The sequence below is a fragment of the Pseudomonas sp. A125 genome, assembly GCF_055409485.1.
In genome coordinates, this window is sequence record NZ_JBUZVP010000001.1 from 1 (window position 1) to 17,316 (window position 17,316).

Here is a 17,316-nt window from a genome sequence, read left to right on the forward strand (position 1 = left end):
GACGGGCCGTCGCGGCGGCCCGCGGAGCAATTCCGGAGTGAGGGCACACCGAGCCTAGGCGAGGTGCCGACAGGCGGGGCAGAGCGTTTTGGTTACTTTGCCGCTTTTGCAAAGTGACTCGCTGTAAGAGCGAAACCATAGGTGGCCGTTACCTAAACAACGGATATACCCTCAAAACAACAACCGCGAAAAATCACAACACTCCACCGCCAATTGCGCCACATTCTGGTTCAGCCCAAACTGCCGATCCCCCCGATGCAACGCCACATACCGAACCCTGGGCAACGCCGGCTCCGTCACCAGCGCCCGCAACTCCCCCCGCTCGATCAAATGCGACAAACACCCCTTGGGCAGATAACTCACCCCCACGCCCGACAGCGTCAAACCCACCTGCACCAACAGGTTATGACTGGTCAACTTACGCGGCATCTGCACCGCATGCGCCGCCAACCAGCGCTCATAAATCAGCCCCGTGCCCGAGTGCGAACCCTGCGTCAGCACCGTATACCCCGCCAATACCTCCAACCCCACCGGGTCAGGCTCACTGACCAACCCCGGCGCACACATCCAGGCGTTTTCCACACTCTCCAACGGCGTACTCAAAAACCGCGAATCACTGTAAGCATCGGGCACAATCACAAGGTCCAGCTCATCACTCTCCAGCTTGCGAAACAGCTCGCTGCTCAACTCCACCGACGGCTCGATCTGCACTTTGGGATAAGCCTCGCGCAACGCCTCCACCAGCGCCGGCAACCAGGTGAACGCCGTCAGCTCCGTCACCCCCAGGCGAAACCTGCGCACCAACACTTCATGGGTACTGACCCGCTCCAGCAGGTAGTCACGACGCTCCAGCAGGTCCTTGGCGTAGTCGAGCAACTCGGCGCCCTTCTCCGTCAACCGCGCATTGCGTTTGCTGCGGTCAAAAATCTCCACGTCGAAGGTTTCTTCCAACTCCTGGATGCGTTTGGAGATCGCCGACTGCGACATGTTCAGCTTGTTCGCCGCCGCCTCAAAACTGCCCAACTCGGCAATCCAGTACAACGCGTCGATTTGCTTGAACGTGATCATCAGCCACCTCCCATGAGAAAAAGCGATCCTATCAGATAATAAAATATCGCTAAAACTGCACGTTCATCACTCCTAAGATCTAGCCACAACCCAACAAGATCAATCGGAGATACCCATGTCCTTGCCCGGTTCGCGCATCCTGCCCAACCCTCCCCTGGCATCTGCAGAAGTGCTTGAGGCATTTGCCCAGGTAGTCACGCCGCACATCAGCGACAACCTCGGCCGCCACATCGGCGCCCGTGGGCTGACCCGCTACAACCGCACCGGCAAGCTGGTGGGTACCGCGCTGACGGTGAAAACCCGCCCCGGCGACAACCTGCTGATCTACAAGGCCATGAGCATGCTTGAGCCCGGCCACGTGCTGGTGGTGGACGCCCAGGGTGATACCAACAACGCGGTGATCGGCGAGCTGGTCAAGCTCTACGCCCAGCAACGTGGTTGCGTAGGGTTTGTGATTGACGGGGCGATTCGTGATGTCGCGAGCTTCGAGGACACGCCCTGCTACGCCCGCAGCGTGGTGCATTGCGGCCCTTACAAGACGGGCCCGGGGGAGGTGAATGTGCCGGTGTCGATCGGCGGCATGCTGATCAACCCGGGGGATGTGCTGGTGGGCGATGAAGACGGACTGGTCGCCTTCTGCCAGGCCGACGCCGCCGAAGTGCTGCGCATGGCCGCACAACATGCGGCCCATGAGGAGGCCGTCAAAGCCGAAATCGCCACGGGTGCAGTGCGCCAAAGCTGGATGGACAAGGTCTTGCAACAGGCCGGCCTGGCCGGCTGAAGGGGACCATCATGAGCACTGCATTTTTATCCGACCGGGTGCTGGGCATCGCGCCCTCACCGAGCATCGCCGCCAATGCGCTGGTCGCCGAACTGCGCGCACAGGGCCGGGACATCGTCAACTTCACCGTGGGCGAGCCGGACTTCGATACCCCGGCGCATATCCTCGAAGCCGCCAGCGCTGCGATGTACAGCGGCGACACCCACTACACCGCCACCACCGGCACCCTCGCCCTGCGCCAGGCCATTTGCCTCAAGCTCAAGCGTGATAACCAGCTGGACTATGGGCTGGACGAAGTCATCGCCGGTTGCGGTGGCAAGCACATCATTTATCACGCCCTGGCCGCCACCCTGAATCGCCGCGACGAAGTCATCGTGCACACGCCGTATTGGGTGTCGTACCCGGACATCGCGCGGCTGAATGACGCGACGCCAGTGATCATTCCCGGCGACGAGTCGCTGGGCTTCAAACTGTCGCCTCAGGCCCTGGAACAGGCGATCACCCCGCGCAGCAAATGGGTGATCCTCAACAGCCCGAACAACCCCAGCGGCGCGGTGTACAGCGAGGCCGAACTGCTGGCCCTGGCCGAGGTGCTGCGGCGTCATCCCCAGGTGCTGATCATGGCGGATGAAATCTACGAACACTTTGTCTACGGCAATGCCCGGCACCTGTCGCTGACCCGCCTCGCACCGGATTTGAAGCCGCGCACGCTGATCGTTAACGGTGCCTCCAAGGGCTACGCCATGACCGGCTGGCGCCTGGGTTTCGGTGCAGGCCCGGCGTGGCTGATCGCGGCCATCGCCAAGCTGCTGTCGCAAACCACCACGTGCCCCAGCTCCCTCAGCCAGGCCGCTGCGGTGGCCGCATTCGCTGGCGACCAGGCGCCCATCGCCGGGATGCGCGAGGTGTACCAGCAACGCCGCGAACGAATGCTGGGCCTGTTGAAAGATATTCCCGGCGTGACCTTCACCCCACCCGACGGCGCGTTCTACGTATTCGCCAACGTCGCCGGGTTGATGGGTAAAACTACCCAACATGGCGAGCGCATCGACAGTGACACGCAACTGGCCGAGTACCTGCTTAAGGAACACGGCCTGGCCACCGTCAGCGGTTCGGCGTACGGCATGTCGCCTTATATCCGCCTGTCTTTTGCCAGCTCCCTGCAGATAATCGAAGAAGGCTGCCGTCGCCTGAATGAAGCGTGCCATCGATTGCGCTGACGGACCCACGCCACACCCGGCAGCCACGGAAGGCTGCTCATTGACTGCCTAGAACAACACTCATAATCATTGATATAAATGAGGCATTCCCATGCACAAGCCCCGCATTGCGCTGGTCTGGCAAATCCTGATCGGACTGCTCGCTGGCATCGCCATCGGCGCGCTGCTGCATCGCTTTCCCAAGTCCCGGCCGTGGCTGGTGAACAACCTGCTGCAACCGGCCGGCGATATCTTTATCAAGCTGATGAAGATGATCGTGAGCTCGCTGTTGCCGTTAGCCAAGCTGATCATGGTCAGCTATGTGTCCATCGCGTTCTTCGTGCTGGTGGTGCTCAACCTGGTGGCGCGGCTGTGCGGGATCAACCTGTTTGCGTTGATGCGCCACATCAAGGATGAACTGATCCTGGCGTTCTCCACGGCCAGTTCCGCGGCGGTGATGCCGCAGTTGATGAAAAAGCTCGAAACCTATGGCGTGCCGCCGTCCCTGGTGAGCTTTGTGGTGCCGGTAGGCTATTCGTTCAACCTGGACGGCGCGTCGCTGTTCCTGGGGATTGGCACGCTGTTCGTGGCGCAGTTGTATGGCATCGACCTGAGCCTTGGTGACCAGGCACTGCTGGTGGTGACCATGGTGCTGACGTCCAAGGGCGCGGCCGGGGTGCCGGGGTTCATGTTCGTGATTTTGTCGGCGACCCTGGCGAGTGCGGGGCTTGCCGTTGGAGTGCATTGCCTTTATCGCCGGGGTGTACCGCCTGATGGAAATGCCGACCACCGCGTTGAATGTGTTGGGCAATGCCCTGGCACCGCTGGTGATCGCCAAGTGGGAACGACGAGTCCCCCACACGATCGCCGTAGCAGCTGTCGAGCCCTAGCGAGGCTGCGTGGGCCGCAACTCGGCTCAAAGCGTGCAGCGCGCCTTACGCAGCCTCGCTTGGGCTCGACAGCTGCTACGGGGGCGGGTGTGGGTCGGGTCAGTCGAGGTCCGACGCGTCATGACGCTCGCGCAGTTGCTCTGACGGCTCGCCCGAAACACGATTGACCCGGCGCCCACGCTGCACCGCAGGCCGCGCTTCGATGGCATTGGCCCAACGCAGCACATGCGTGTAATCCTGCACCGAAAGAAACTCTGCGCCCTCATACAAGCGGCCTTTCACCAGGCCGCCGTACCACGGCCAGATCGCCATGTCGGCGATGGTGTACGCGTCCCCGGCGATGTATTCGTGCTCGGCCAGTTGTTTGTCCAGCACATCCAGTTGGCGCTTGGTTTCCATGGCGAAGCGGTCGATGGCGTATTCGATCTTGGTCGGCGCGTAAGCATAGAAATGCCCGAAACCACCGCCCAGGTACGGCGCGCTGCCCATCTGCCAGAACAACCACGACAGGCACTCGGCACGGGCCGCAGGTTCAGTGGGCAGAAACTCACCAAACTTCTCGGCCAGGTACTGCAGAATCGCCCCGGACTCGAATACCCGAATCGGCTTGGGCCCACTGCGGTCCAGCAATGCCGGAATCTTCGAGTTCGGGTTGACGCCAACGAAGCCGCTGCCGAACTGGTCACCGTCGCCGATCTTGATCAGCCACGCATCGTATTCCGCCCCTTTGTGCCCCAGGGCCAGCAGTTCTTCCAGCAAGATCGTGACCTTCTGGCCATTGGGCGTGGCCAACGAATACAACTGCAACGGATGACGGCCGACCGGCAATTCCTTGTCGTGGGTCGCACCGGCGATGGGCCGGTTGATACTGGCGAAGGTTCCGCCGTTTTGGGTTTTCCAGGTCCAGACCTTTGGCGGTACGTAATCAGTCATGCCACTACTCCTTGGATTCAATGTTCACAACAACTAACTAAATAACTAACTGTAGGAGCGAGCTTGCTCGCGAAAAACCCGAGAGCGCCGCGTTTAACCTACAAATACGCATATTCGTTAACGACCTTCGCGAGCAAGCTCGCTCCTACAGGTTCTTTTGGGCCAGTTGGGCCAGGTTCCAGCCGCCACCCAATGCCTTGATCAGCCCTACGTTGGCGCTCAACTGTTGAGTCTGTAGATCCAGCACAGTTCGCTGTGCCTGCAACGAGGCGACCTGCGCGGTCACCACATCCAGGTACGCCGCGCCGCCCTGGCGATACCGCGCCAGGGACAAGTCCTCAGCATACTGCGCGGCTGCCGCCGCATCGCGTTGGTCTACCAGGGCAGTGTCGAGCCCGGCGATGATCGACAGGTTGTTCTCCACCTGCTCGAACGCGCCCAACACTACACCACGATACTTGGCCGCGGCTTCATCAGTAGCCGCCCTGGCACTGTCGACACCCGCCTGGCGCGCGCCGCCGTCAAAGATGGTGCCGACCAGCGAAGGTCCAATCGCCCAGAAAATGTTCGGCGCGCTCAACAAATGCGCGAACTCATCACTCTGGAAACCGCCCTGGGCACTCAAGGTGAGGGCCGGGAACCAGGCGGCTTTCGCCACGCCGATGCGGGCATTGGCCGCGGCGATCCGACGCTCGGCAGCGGCAATGTCCGGCCGACGCTGCAACAGCGTAGACGGTACACCGGTGGGTACGGCGGGCAACGCGATCTGCGCAACGCTTGGGGCTATCGCGTAGGTGGATGCGGACTCACCCAGCATCGCCGCCATCGAATGTTCGAGCACCGCACGCTGCACCAGGTTTTGGCTCAGTTGTGACTTGACCGTCGACAGTTGGGTACGTGCCCGTGCCACATCCAGCCCGGAAACGATACCGCCACCGTGCAGGCCTTCGGTGAGGCTCAAGGCCTTGGCATAGGCGTCGCTGGTCTGCTGCAGCAACTGGTCTTGCCGGTCGATGCCACGCAGGCGGATGTAGCTGTCGGCCAACTGCGCCTGCAAGCTCAAACGCACCGAAGCCAGGTCAGCCTTGGCGGCCTGGGCGTCGCTGGTGCCGGCGGCCACGGTGTCGCGCACGCGGCCCCACAGGTCGACTTCATAGTCCACCTCAACACCCAAGGTGCCGGAATCGTAAACGTTCGGCGGGCTGGCCGAACGCAACGGGCGTGTGTCCGACTGGCGAATGCGCTGGGCATTGCCAGACCCGCTGATCCTGGGAAACAGCCCCGACTGCGCCTGGGCCACAAACGCCTGGGCCTGGGAATAGTGAGCCAGTGCCGCACTGAGGTCCGGGTTGTTTTGCAGCAACGGCTGCTCCATGGCATCCAGTTGCGGGTCCTTGTAAATATGCCACCAGCCGTCGCGGCTCGACTGGTCATTCGGCGTGCCGACGGTCCACGGCCCTTGGGTATGAAACTGCGCGGCCACGGGCACGTCGGGTATGTCCAACGGCGGCGCAAGGTGGCAGGCGCCTAGGCCCAGGGTCGCGACCAATACCAGGCAAGTGCGATTAGCCATGGGGTTTGGCCTCTGGAGTATTGGCGGCCAGTTGTACCGAATCATCATCGGCCAGGCCGTCGGGGGGCGTGTCGATTACCCGGTCGGTGGCGACCAGGCCGCTGCCGATTTCCACGCTGTCACCGAAGTCCCGGGCGATGGTCACGGTCTTGAAGTGCACATGATTGTTTGCGTCAAGGGTGGCCACGCGCATGCCTTTGTCATCGAACACCAGGGCGCTGGCGGGCAGGCGCAGCACGTCGGTCTGCACCGGCAAGGTGAACTGCACGCTGGTGTAGCCGCCTGGCAGCAGGCGACTACCGGGGTTGTCTACCAACAGTTGCACCAGAGTACTGCCGGATGCGGCGTTTACCGCATCGGCGGCGGCGACCACCTTGGCGCTGAAGGTTTCACCGCGATATTCCGGCACGCTCAGACGCGCCACGGTACCGACCTTGATCTGCGGTGCAGACGACTGCGGCACCTGCACATACACCCGTAGCCGGCTCACATCGGAGACCGCGAACAGCTCTTTGCCAGTGGCACCGCCAGCATTGATCAACGCCCCCACGTCGGTTGCACGCGCGGTGACCACGCCGGCGAACGGCGCGGTCAAACGCTGGAAGCCCTTGGTGGCGATCAACTGGTCGACGTTGGCCTTGGCCGCGACCACCTTGGCCTGCTTGGCGGTCAGGTCGCCGGTGCGTTCATCCACGTCCTGGCGAGACACCGAATCCGACGAGAGCATCGCCTGCCAGCGCTTGGCAGTGGTTTGTGCCAGCGACTCGTCGGCCTGGGCCGAGGCGAGTACGGCCTTCGCTTGCAGCAGCTGTTGATCGAGCTCCGGCGTATCGATTTCGGCCAGCAGTTGCCCGGCCTTCACATGGTCGCCGATGTCGACATTCCAGGTCTTGAGGTAGCCGTTGACCCGGGCAAAGATCGACGCTCGGGAGTACGCCTCAAGCCGGCCCGGCAAATTCAAAACCGGCCCTTGCGGCTGCACGCTCGGGGTGATCAGGGTCACGCTGGGCAACGCCTGGGCGTCGGTCCAGGTTTTCAGGTCGCGCGATTCACTGGCGCGCACGCCGATGCCGAACACCACCACGGCGACCAGCACCACCAGCCCCAGCACCAGCCAGAGCAGACCACGGGATTTGCGGCGGGGTGAACCCGGATTGGAAACGGAAGTGGACATGTCAAACCCCTTGAGTGGCGGTGGTCGCAAGCGTGGCGTGCTGACGCCGCCCGTGCACAAGACTGAAAATCAGCGGAACCAGGAACAACGTGGCAATGGTGGCAAAGGCCAGCCCGCCGATGACCGCACGGCCCAGCGGGGCGTTTTGTTCGCCGCCCTCCCCCAGGCTCAGGGCCATTGGTGCCATACCGATGATCATCGAGATGGCGGTCATCAACACCGGGCGCAGGCGGGTAAAGCCGGCTTCCAGCGCCGCCTGCACCGCATCCCCGTGCACCGCGAGGCGTTCACGGCAGAAGCTCACCACGAGGATGGCGTTGGCGGTGGCCACGCCCATGCACATGATTGCCCCGGTCAACGCCGGTACCGACAACGGTGTGTGGGTAACAAACAGCATCCACACAATGCCCGCCAGCGCCGCCGGCAAGGCCGTGATAATCACGAACGGGTCGGCCCAGGACTGGAAGTTGACCACGATCAGCAGGTAGATCAGTACCACCGCGCCGAGCAGGCCAAACAGCAGGCCACTGAAGGCCGCGTTCATGGTTTGCACCTGGCCCTGCAACAGCACTTTGGAGCCGGTGGGCACTTCGCTGGCGTGGGCGGTGAGGATCTTCTGAATGTCGGCGGCGACGGCGCCGAGGTCGCGGCCCTGGATCGCGGTCAATACCTCGACCACCGGTTGGATATCCGACTGGGTCACCACCGAGTTGGCGTGGCTGCGCTCGATAGAGGCCAAGCCGCCCAGGGTCTGGTCTGACGCCGCACCGGGGCTGCCACTCAACGGCAGGTTATGCAGGGCGGCCAGCGTGTCGAGGCCGTATTGCGGGGTTTGCATCACGATGGGGTACGACACACCGTTGGCCGGGTTGAGCCAGAACGTCGGCGCCACCTGGCTGGAACCTGCCAGGTTGACCACCAGGCTGTTGGTCACATCGCGCTCGGTCAGGCCAACCAGTTGCGCTTGGGTGCGGTCCACATCGATCTTGAAGGTTGGTAGTTGCCGCGACTGCTGGATGCGCGCATCCACCACACCCGGCACCCTGCGAATTTCCCGCAACAGCGTGCTGGCATAGGTGAAGTTGGCTGGCAGGTTATTGCCGCTGACTTGCACATCCACCGGCGCGGACGAACCGAAGTTGAGGATCTGCCCGACGATATCCGACGCGGGGAACGAGAACACCGCGTTCGGAAATTCGCGAGGCAGTCGTTCACGCAGTTCGCGTATGTAGTCGGCGGTTGGGCGATGGCCCTCTTTCAGGCTGATCTGGATATCGCTGTCCTGGGAGCCCACGGTGCCGGTGTTGTTGTAGGCCACGTTGATCCCGCTGATGGCCAGGCCGATGTTGTCGACAATGGCTGCCAGCTCCTGCGGGTCGATGACTTTGTGCACGGTGCTCTCGATCTGCGACACCAGCCGTGCATTGCTCTCGACCCGCGTGCCGACCGGTGCCCGCACATGCAGCAGGATCTGCCCGGAGTCAACCTCGGGGAAGAAGTTGCGGCCCAGGAACGGCACCAGCGCAAACGACACGGCGACAAATGCAAGCAGCGCGATCACCACGATGCGGCGGTGGTGCAACGCACTCTCCAGCGCCCCGTGGTAAACCCCGCGAAACGCTTCGAACTGGCGCTCGAACCCGCGCTGGAACCTCACCAGCGGGTTGTTCGATGGCGCGACCACTGGCGTGCCGTCCGCATGATGTTCGTGAGGCTTGAGCAGGTAATTGGCGAGGGTCGGCACCAGGGTTCGCGACAGGATGAACGAGGCGATCATCGCAAAGATCACCGCTTCGGCCATCGGCACAAACAGGAAGCGCGCCACGCCCTCCAGGAAAAACATCGGCACGAACACGATGCAGATACACAAAAGGGACACGAACGCCGGCGTGACTATCTGCGCTGCGCCGTCGAGGATCGCCGTCTCCACCGGCTTGCCCTGCTCCAGGTGCCAGTTGATGTTCTCGATGGTCACCGTGGCGTCGTCCACCAGAATCCCCACGGCCAATGCCAGGCCGCCGAGGGTCATGATGTTAAGGGTTTCGCCGAGCGCCGACAGCGTGGCAATCGACGACAGGATGGCCAGCGGAATCGACGTGGCGATGATCACCGTGGAGCGCCAACTGCCGAGGAACAACAGGATCATCAGGCTGGTCAGCGCCGCTGCAATCACTCCCTCGCGGGCCACGCCGCTGATGGCCGAACGCACGAACAGCGACTGGTCGCCGATCAGGTCGATATTCAGATTGGGCGGCAACGCGCCTTTGTTGTCGGCGAGTTTGTCCTTGATGCCGGCGATCACCCCAAGGGTCGATGCCGAGCCGGTCTTGAGCACCGGCAGCAACACCGAACGGTTGCCGTTGACGTGCACGATGTTGGTTTGCGGCGGGTTGCCGTCACGCACGGTGGCCACGTCACGGATCAATACGGCGGTGCCGTCGGCGGTCTTGATGGGCAGGTTTTCCAGGTCGTGGAAATCTGTCGGTGAGTTGTTCAGTTGCAGGTTGAATTCATAGCTGCCGATCTTTTGCGTGCCCACCGGGGTGATCAGGTTTTGCGTAGCCAGGGCGGTGGCCACGTCTTGCGCCGAGAGGCCACGGGCCTGCATCCGCGCCGAGTCGAGGTCGATCTGCACCTGGCGGGACTTGCCGCCGAACGGGTACGGCAGCGCCGCACCGGGCACTGTGGTGAGCATCAGGCGCACGGTATTGAGGCCCAGGTCGCCCAGATTCTGCTCGGTGAGCCCTTTGCCGGACAATGCCAATTGCACGATCGGCACCGTCGAGGCGCTGTAGTTGAGCACCAGCGGTGGCGTGGTGCCGGGAGGCAGTTGGCGCAGGATGGCCTGGGACACCGAGGTCACTTGTGCGTTGGCCGTACTGATATTGACGCCCGGCTGGAAGTACACCTTGACGATGCCGAAGCCGTTCAACGACTGCGCCTCGATATGGCGGATGTCATTAACCGTGGTGGTCAGTACCCGCTCGAAGGGCGAGGTGATACGGCCGGCCATCTGGTCCGGTGGCAAGCCGGTGTACTGCCAGATCACGGCAATCACGGGGATGCGAATTTCGGGGAAGATGTCGGTCGGGGTACGCCAGGCCGCGAGCGGGCCCACAATCAGAATGAAAATAGCCAATACCAGAAAGGTATAGGGGCGCCGCAATGCGATGCGCACAAGGTTGAGCATAGGTGTGATCCAGACAGGAAGTTGAACACTGAAGGAGGCACTGAACAGCGCGTTCCTCCTGCCCCGCCCGTCTGTAATCCGGGCCTGCTGCACTGACATCCGGTCAAAATAGAGGCATATGCCACGATATAGCGTTTAGAGGCATACGCAACTAATTTGTTTCTACATATGTCAATATTCATCTTGCCGGATTAACGTTCGGTTAACCCTTTGGCTGTAGCGAGTGATCCGCCGTGAAATGTGCACCTCCCGTCCTGAATAGCCCCAGCACCTGCTCTAACGGAGCCGTGCGTCGCGCGTCCCGTCGCATGGCGCAAATCTATGACGAAGCGTTTGTGCCGTTTGGCTTGAAAGCCACGCAGTATTCGCTGCTGAACCACATTGCCAATGGTGATGGGCCGAAGATGCGTGATTTGGCGCAATCGCTGGTAATGGATTTGTCGGCCTTGGGGCATACGCTCAAGCCGCTGGTGCGGGATGGGTTGGTGGTGTTGCAGGTGGACGAGCTGGATCGGCGCAGCCGGCGGGTGCTGTTGACTGAAGCCGGGTTGCGCAAGTATGAGGACGCACGGGTGGTATCCAGGCAGATGGCAGTGCGGTTTGATGAGGTGTTCGGTGCGCAGGCGGCCTGCGAGTTGCGCAAGGCCATGGACTTTATTGCGTCTGACGAGTTTGCCAGGGCGTTGTTGGGTAAGGGTGGTTGATTGGGCACATCGGTTGCTGCGGTGATGGCGGGTATTGGTTCCGCCGTTCCGGCAGGTCACTTTTGAACGTGAGCCAAACAGTGTTGTAGAGCACCAGCACGGCCCACTGTAGGAGCTGGCTTGCCGGCGATGGCATCAGTTGGGTGTACCTGATACACCGAGTTGCCTGCATCGCCGGCAAGCCAGCTCCTACAGCTTTTGCCCTGGTTTTTAACACTCAAGCCGGCCTGTAGGCCGCTGTGTTCTTTGCCCCATTCAGCCCGAGGCCGAACGCAGGGATTGAGGAGCGGCCCGCGGAGCAATGCCTTGCTGTAAGAGCGGAACCCATAGCCGCCGTTACCTAAAAAACGGATATGCCCCCACCCCGCTAGCGCCTGAAATCGCTAACCGAGCGACCACCGAGCGCCACGAACAAGCGCACCGTATCGAGGTGTTGGGCGGTGCTCGCCCGCAATTGCCCAAGCAACGCCTGCTCATATGCACGTTGAGCCTCCAGCACCTGCAGCAAGCCGTTCTCCCCTGCCCCATAGGCCTGCTGGTTCAGCCGCAAACTGTTGTCCGCCGCTTGCAACGCGGCGGTCTGCGCCTGGTATTCCTGCGCGTCGTGATTGATCGCCTGCAAGGTGTCTGCAACCTGGCCGAACGACTTGATAACGGTTTGCTGATAGTTGGCGAGCAAGGCGTTATAGCCCTCCACCGCCGCCTGGCGCTCGGCCTTGAGAGTGCCGCCGTCGAAGAGCGGCCCCGCCAGCCCGGCGGCAAAACCCCACAGCGCCGCCCCGCCGTTGCCCGAAGCGGCCTGGGCCAGGGAAGCGGACAGTTCCACATGCGGATAAAGATTGGCGGTCGCCACGCCGACTGCCGCACTGGCCGCCCGCAGTTCCGCCTCCGCTTGCTGCACGTCCGGGCGGTCGTGCGCCAGTTCAGACGGCAAGCTGACGGGCAGCGTGGTGGCCGAGGCAAATTCAGCCAGGTTGAAATCCGGCGCAGGCCAATCCGCCGGACCTTTGCCAGCCAGAATCGACAACGCATGCCGCGCCGCATCCCGCTGCTGGGCCAGTGGCGGCAACAGCGTGCGGTCCTGCGCCAGCCGCGTTTCGGCCAGGGAAATGTCGAGCTGCGTCGCCGCGCCACTGTGTTGCGCCGCACGCACCAGCTCGAGATTTTTCGCGTCGGTGACGAGCAAGGTCTGCACCGCTTCCATCTGCGCGCTGGCCGAGGCCATCAACAGCGCCTGGCTGGCGACGTCCCCCGTCAGCGTCAGGTAGGCCGCTTCGAAGCGATGCCGCTGGAGATCGGCAAATGCCTGCTGCTGCTCGACCCGGCGCTGGTTGCCGCCAAATACGTCCAGGTCGAAGCGGACCTGCGGCCCGACACCATAGAAGTTCACCACCGCAGGCTGCGTGGCGTTATGCACGCGCTGGCGCCCCGCTTGCGCGGCAAAATCCACCTGCGGGAACAGCGCACCTTCCGCCGCCGCCACCGAGGCGGCTGCCTGGCGTAATGTCGCGTCCGCCGACGTCAGCTCAAGGTTGCCGGCAATCGCCCGGCGCATGACGCTGTCGAGCGTGTGGGAATGAAAGGTCGACCACCAGTCGACGTTCACCTTCTGATTGAACGACACGCGCTGCTCTGCCTGCACGTCGTAGTGCTGCGAGGCGGCAACGGACGGCGCTTTAAAGTCCGGGCCAACCGAACAAGCAGACAGGGTTATAACGGCCGTGATAACAAGCCCATGGAATTTCATTACGCACACTCCGAAAACTAGCGGGTCGTGACAGGTTTACGCAGCAGCAGCACCAGCGGGCTCACCACCAGCATTGCCCACAGCAGAATCTTGAATTGGCCAAGCACGGCGATGAACGCAGCTTGGCCGGTGATGGCTTCGTTCAGCGCACCAAAACCTGCCAGGGACGTGGACGCAGGGACCGAATAAGCGGTCAGGTGACCGGCCAGCGCCACATGCATCGCCTGGGTGTTGTTGAAGAAAAACCACTGCACCACCGCCACGCCGAAGGTGCTGCCGTAGACGCGGGACAAGTTGAACAGCCCGCTGCCTTCGGGGCGCAACGCCGGGTCGAGGGTGCTGAACGCCACCCGGGAAAGCGCCGGCATCAGCAGGCCCAGGCCGGCTCCCTGGAGGGCACCGGCCACTGCCACCGGCCAGCCATCCATCAAGGGCGAGTAGCCGAGCATCGAGTGGTTGGCGTAGACCACCAGGGCGATACCGGCGATCACGAACGGGCGGCCATCCAGATGTGCAGGCACACGGTTCATCAGCCAGAACGCACCCAGCAAACCCACGCCACGGGGGATGGTGAGGAAGCCTGTAGTGTCCGGCGGGAAGCCGAGCAGTTCGTCCAGCATCGGCGAGGTCATCGCCATGGTTGGCAGCAGCACGAAACCGACGGCGAAGAAGATGAGGGTCGACAGCACGAAGTTGCGGTCGCGCAATAAGCCCTTGCTGATGAAGTGCGTGCGCGAGGTGAACCGGTGCACGGCGAACAGGTAGAACCCCAGGGCGCTCACGGCAGCTTCCAGCCAGATCTCGGGCGCATCGAACCACTCCAGGCGTTGGCCTCGGTCGAGGAGCATTTGCAGGCCGATCACGCCGCAGGTAAAGCTGGCAAAGCCTGCAAAATCGAAGGCCGGCACGCCGTTGGTTTTCTTCTCTGGCTGCAATAACGCCACGATCGATGTGGTGTAGGCCAACAGCGGCAGGCTGGCGTAGAACATCCAGCGCCAGCCGAAATGCTCGCTGATCCAGCCGCCAATCGCCGGGCCGCTGACGATGCCCAACAGCCCGATGGCTGTCCACACCGGGCCGAATTTCGGCCGTCGTGCCGGGGCCAGTGTCTCCAGGGCGATGGCCATCGACAGCGGCGCCAACACGCCGCTGGCAGCACCCTGGATAACCCGTGCGCCGACGAATTGCAGCGAGGTGGTTGCCTCGGTCGCGAGCAGCAAGCCCAAGGCGAAGACCGCCAGTGTCGTCTGGTAAACCACCTTCACGCCCAAACGCGCGGCGAGCCATTGGGCGACCGGCAAGGTGATCGCACTGGCGGCCAGGTAAGAGGTGAATATCCACCCCGCCTCGTCGTCCGTCATCGACAAGCTGCCCTGCACAAACCGCAGGGCCGAGTTCGGCAGCGACACGCTGACCGCCTGCAACCAGGTCACCAGTAACGCCGCGAACCTGAGGCTGCGTGCGCCGTTCATGGGCCGGTCCTGATATCAACGGTTACCGTGGCGCTGGTGCCGGAAAACAGCGGCAGCTCAACATTCGCATCATCCAGCTCCAGGCGCACCGGCACCCGCTGCACCACCTTGACCCAGTTGCCAGTGGCGTTTTCCGGCGGCAGCAGGGCAAAGTCAGCGCCGGCGCCCGGGCTCAAGCTGGTGATGTGGGCCTTGAAGGGATGGTCCGGATAGGTGTCGAGCCTGATGGTTGCCTGCTGGCCGGCACGCATATGCGTCAGCTGGGTTTCGCGGAAGTTGGCCTCGACCCAGGTGCGACGGGGCGACAGCAAGGCGAAGGCCGGTGCACCGCTGTTCAGGTAGTCGCCGACCTGTACGTCATCCACCTTGGCCACCACGCCATCGTCAGGCGCATAGACGGTCGCGTACGAGAGGTAGAGTTGCGCTTCGTCGAGTTGCGCCCTGGCCTGGAGAATCGCCGGGTGGCGGTCGATTTCGATGTCGGGATTGCCGCTCAGGGCCACCACTGTATTGGCGACCTGCTGTTCGATGGAGGCGACGCGTTGCCGGGCGACTTTCAAGTCGGTGTCGGCCCGTTCGAACACGGCCTGGGACACGAACTCGGTGGCCACCAAGGCCTTTTTGCGGGCGAATTCTTTCTGGTCAAAACCCGCCGACTCCTTGGCCGCCTGCAGTTCCGCCAGCTGTTGCCGGTAGCTGGCCTTAAGGCCTTCGACCCGCAACCGCGCCACGCTCAGTTGGGCCTGGGCGCGCTCGACTGCCACCTGAAACGGCTCGGGGTTAATCCGCAACAGCACTTGCCCTTTGTGCACCGGCTGGTTGTCCTCCACGGCAATCTCCACCACTTGCCCGGACACCCGCGCATTGATCGACGCCTTCGCCACCCGGGCGTAAGCGTTATCGGTCGACACATACGGCGCGTCCTGCAGGTAATACACGTACCCCGCCGCTGCGAGCAGTATCGGAAAGCCCACCATCAACAGTGAACGCCAGTGTGTGCGGGTCGTGTTTTCCAACGCGTTGCTCATGATCGAATCACCTTTGTTGAGCCGGGGATTTCTGAGGCTTTAATTTTGTGCGATGATGTAAGAATATCGACCCGCTCACCTCTACTCAAGGATTTTTGTACGCCATGGCACAAAAAAAGATCACAGAGGCAAAAGGCCGTGGCCGCCCGCGCGCCTACGACCCTGAAACAGCGCTGCAAAAAGCCCTCGGGGTGTTCTGGAATACCGGCTATTGCGGTGCCTCACTGGACGGCATTGCCAGTGCTGCCGGGATGAACCGGCCAAGCCTGTACGCGGCGTTCGGCGACAAACATGCGATCTACCTCAAAGCGCTCGAGCAATATTGGGGCCTCGCTTCAGCCGCCATCGACGCAGCGCTGGACGACCCGAGCCTGACGCTGGCCGACGCGTTGATGCGCCTTTATGAAGGCCAGTTGTCGATCTACTTTTCGGGCGATGGCGAGCCACGGGGCTGCTTCATCATCGGCACCGCCACCACTGAAGCGGTCGAGGATGCCGAGATTCGCGCGGTGCTGTTGCAGCGCCTCGACGCACTCGATGCCCATCTCGAAACCCGCTTGCGCACGGCCATCGAGGCCGGAGAATTGAAAACCGGTACCGATCCCGCTGCGGTCGCAGTGCTCGCCTCGTCCCTGGTGCACAGCCTTTCGATTCGCGCACGGGCGGGCAAGCCCTACGCCGAGTTGATCGCCCTGGCACGCAATGCCGTGCAGGTCATCTGCGGATGATGGAGGGATTGGAAGATATTCTGGCGGAGAACCTGGCCGTGGTTTTCTGCGGGATAAACCCGGGACTGAAAGCCGCCGCCAGCGGCCATCACTTTATGGGCAGGGGCAATCGGTTCTGGCGCACGCTGCACCTGGCCGGGTTTACGCCCCATGAGGTGCAGCCGGAAAACGACCAGACGATCCTGCAGTATCAGTGCGGGCTGACTACGGTGGTAGAGCGACCCACGGCCCGGGCAGATCAATTGTCAGCGGATGAATTCACGGCGGCGGCGGTGAGTTTTGAACGCAAGATCACACGTTATGCGCCGCGTTTTTTGGCATTTCTGGGAAAGGCGGCGTATGCCGCACTGAGCGGGCAGCGGCAGATTGCGTGGGGGTTGCAGCCGCACCCGCTGGGGAGTGCGGCGGTGTGGGTCCTGCCTAACCCCAGCGGCAGAAACCTTGGGTTTACGCTCGACCAGCTAGTGGACGCGTACCGAGCACTGAGGCTGGCAACGGGCCAGGACAATTAGCCTTCAACGTCTCCCATAAAAAGCTGTAGACCAGCGCACTCATATACGCATCCTGTGCATGGTCCGCCGCGCCGCCGTGCCCACCCTCGCACCGGCCAAATTCAAGGCAAAAAAAGCCTGCATCGCTGCAGGTTTTTCTCAATGTATGGCTCCACGACCTGGACTCAAACGTTAGACGGCACTTTGTCCTCCGGCGGGCTGCGCGAACCAAATTCGTTCGAACGGAGACATAGCTTCGATCCGATGCACATTCCCTCCCCATTGTGGTGTTAACTTTTCCCTATTACTATTGGTAATAATTCCCATTCGTAAGAATT

Annotated in this window: 13 protein-coding genes and 1 pseudogene; 6 read left to right on the top strand and 8 right to left on the bottom strand. The window is 62.3% G+C overall.

The features are described from left to right. Nucleotides 1-171 precede the first annotated feature (171 nt). Complete coding sequence (locus tag ACZRN6_RS00005) at nt 172-1,068, bottom strand: LysR family transcriptional regulator (protein WP_322144190.1); 897 nt, start codon at nt 1,066-1,068, stop codon at nt 172-174. Nucleotides 1,069-1,183: 115 nt separating this feature from the next. On the opposite strand from ACZRN6_RS00005, the gene ACZRN6_RS00010 reads away from it, so the two are divergent. The 3 genes and pseudogenes from ACZRN6_RS00010 (at nt 1,184) to ACZRN6_RS00020 (ending at nt 3,938) form a co-directional block, all read left to right on the top strand. Further along, nucleotides 1,184-1,849, top strand: coding sequence for an RraA family protein (locus ACZRN6_RS00010; protein WP_464006930.1), 666 nt, complete (start codon nt 1,184-1,186; stop codon nt 1,847-1,849). An 11-nt stretch (nt 1,850-1,860) separates the two neighbouring features. Beyond that, nucleotides 1,861-3,069 carry a pyridoxal phosphate-dependent aminotransferase gene (locus ACZRN6_RS00015; protein ID WP_464006931.1) on the top strand — a complete coding sequence of 403 codons (1,209 nt, stop codon included), beginning with the start codon at nt 1,861-1,863 and terminating at the stop codon, nt 3,067-3,069. A 91-nt stretch (nt 3,070-3,160) separates the two neighbouring features. Then, nucleotides 3,161-3,938, top strand: a pseudogene (locus tag ACZRN6_RS00020) (cation:dicarboxylate symporter family transporter). A 99-nt stretch (nt 3,939-4,037) separates the two neighbouring features. Here ACZRN6_RS00020 and yghU read toward each other — a convergent pair. The 4 genes from yghU to ACZRN6_RS00040 all read right to left on the bottom strand — a co-directional run bounded on the left by yghU (nt 4,038) and on the right by ACZRN6_RS00040 (nt 10,808). Beyond that, entirely contained in the window at nt 4,038-4,871 is an 834-nt protein-coding gene (yghU, locus tag ACZRN6_RS00025) for a glutathione-dependent disulfide-bond oxidoreductase (protein WP_464006932.1), read from the bottom strand. 145 nt (nt 4,872-5,016) lie between these two features. Then, nucleotides 5,017-6,444, bottom strand: coding sequence for an efflux transporter outer membrane subunit (locus ACZRN6_RS00030; RefSeq protein ID WP_464006933.1), 1,428 nt, complete (start codon nt 6,442-6,444; stop codon nt 5,017-5,019). Then, nucleotides 6,437-7,618, bottom strand: coding sequence for an efflux RND transporter periplasmic adaptor subunit (locus ACZRN6_RS00035; protein ID WP_322144184.1), 1,182 nt, complete (start codon nt 7,616-7,618; stop codon nt 6,437-6,439). The genes ACZRN6_RS00030 and ACZRN6_RS00035 overlap by 8 nt, the downstream gene beginning before the upstream one ends. Before the next feature lies 1 nt (nt 7,619). Next, a complete protein-coding gene (locus ACZRN6_RS00040) occupies nt 7,620-10,808 on the bottom strand; it encodes an efflux RND transporter permease subunit (protein ID WP_464006934.1) in 3,189 nt (1,062 codons plus the stop codon). Between the two features lie 308 nt (nt 10,809-11,116). On the opposite strand from ACZRN6_RS00040, the gene ACZRN6_RS00045 reads away from it, so the two are divergent. Then, a complete protein-coding gene (locus ACZRN6_RS00045) occupies nt 11,117-11,512 on the top strand; it encodes a MarR family winged helix-turn-helix transcriptional regulator (protein ID WP_464006935.1) in 396 nt (131 codons plus the stop codon). A 367-nt stretch (nt 11,513-11,879) separates the two neighbouring features. On the opposite strand, the gene ACZRN6_RS00050 is transcribed toward ACZRN6_RS00045, so the two are convergent. The 3 genes from ACZRN6_RS00050 to ACZRN6_RS00060 are packed head-to-tail and all read right to left on the bottom strand — an operon-like array spanning nt 11,880 to nt 15,759. Then, entirely contained in the window at nt 11,880-13,259 is a 1,380-nt protein-coding gene (locus tag ACZRN6_RS00050; protein WP_464006936.1) for an efflux transporter outer membrane subunit, read from the bottom strand. 17 nt (nt 13,260-13,276) lie between these two features. Then, nucleotides 13,277-14,731 carry an MFS transporter gene (locus tag ACZRN6_RS00055; RefSeq protein WP_464006937.1) on the bottom strand — a complete coding sequence of 485 codons (1,455 nt, stop codon included), beginning with the start codon at nt 14,729-14,731 and terminating at the stop codon, nt 13,277-13,279. Next, entirely contained in the window at nt 14,728-15,759 is a 1,032-nt protein-coding gene (locus ACZRN6_RS00060; protein WP_464006938.1) for an HlyD family secretion protein, read from the bottom strand. Before ACZRN6_RS00060 ends, ACZRN6_RS00055 begins: the two co-directional genes overlap by 4 nt. 104 nt (nt 15,760-15,863) lie before the next feature. Here ACZRN6_RS00060 and ACZRN6_RS00065 point away from each other — a divergent pair, with 104 nt between their 5' ends. Both ACZRN6_RS00065 and mug read left to right on the top strand, forming a co-directional pair. Continuing rightward, nucleotides 15,864-16,487 carry a TetR/AcrR family transcriptional regulator gene (locus ACZRN6_RS00065; protein WP_464006939.1) on the top strand — a complete coding sequence of 208 codons (624 nt, stop codon included), beginning with the start codon at nt 15,864-15,866 and terminating at the stop codon, nt 16,485-16,487. Then, nucleotides 16,484-16,999, top strand: coding sequence for a G/U mismatch-specific DNA glycosylase (mug, locus tag ACZRN6_RS00070; RefSeq protein WP_464006940.1), 516 nt, complete (start codon nt 16,484-16,486; stop codon nt 16,997-16,999). Before ACZRN6_RS00065 ends, mug begins: the two co-directional genes overlap by 4 nt. Nucleotides 17,000-17,316 lie beyond the last annotated feature (317 nt).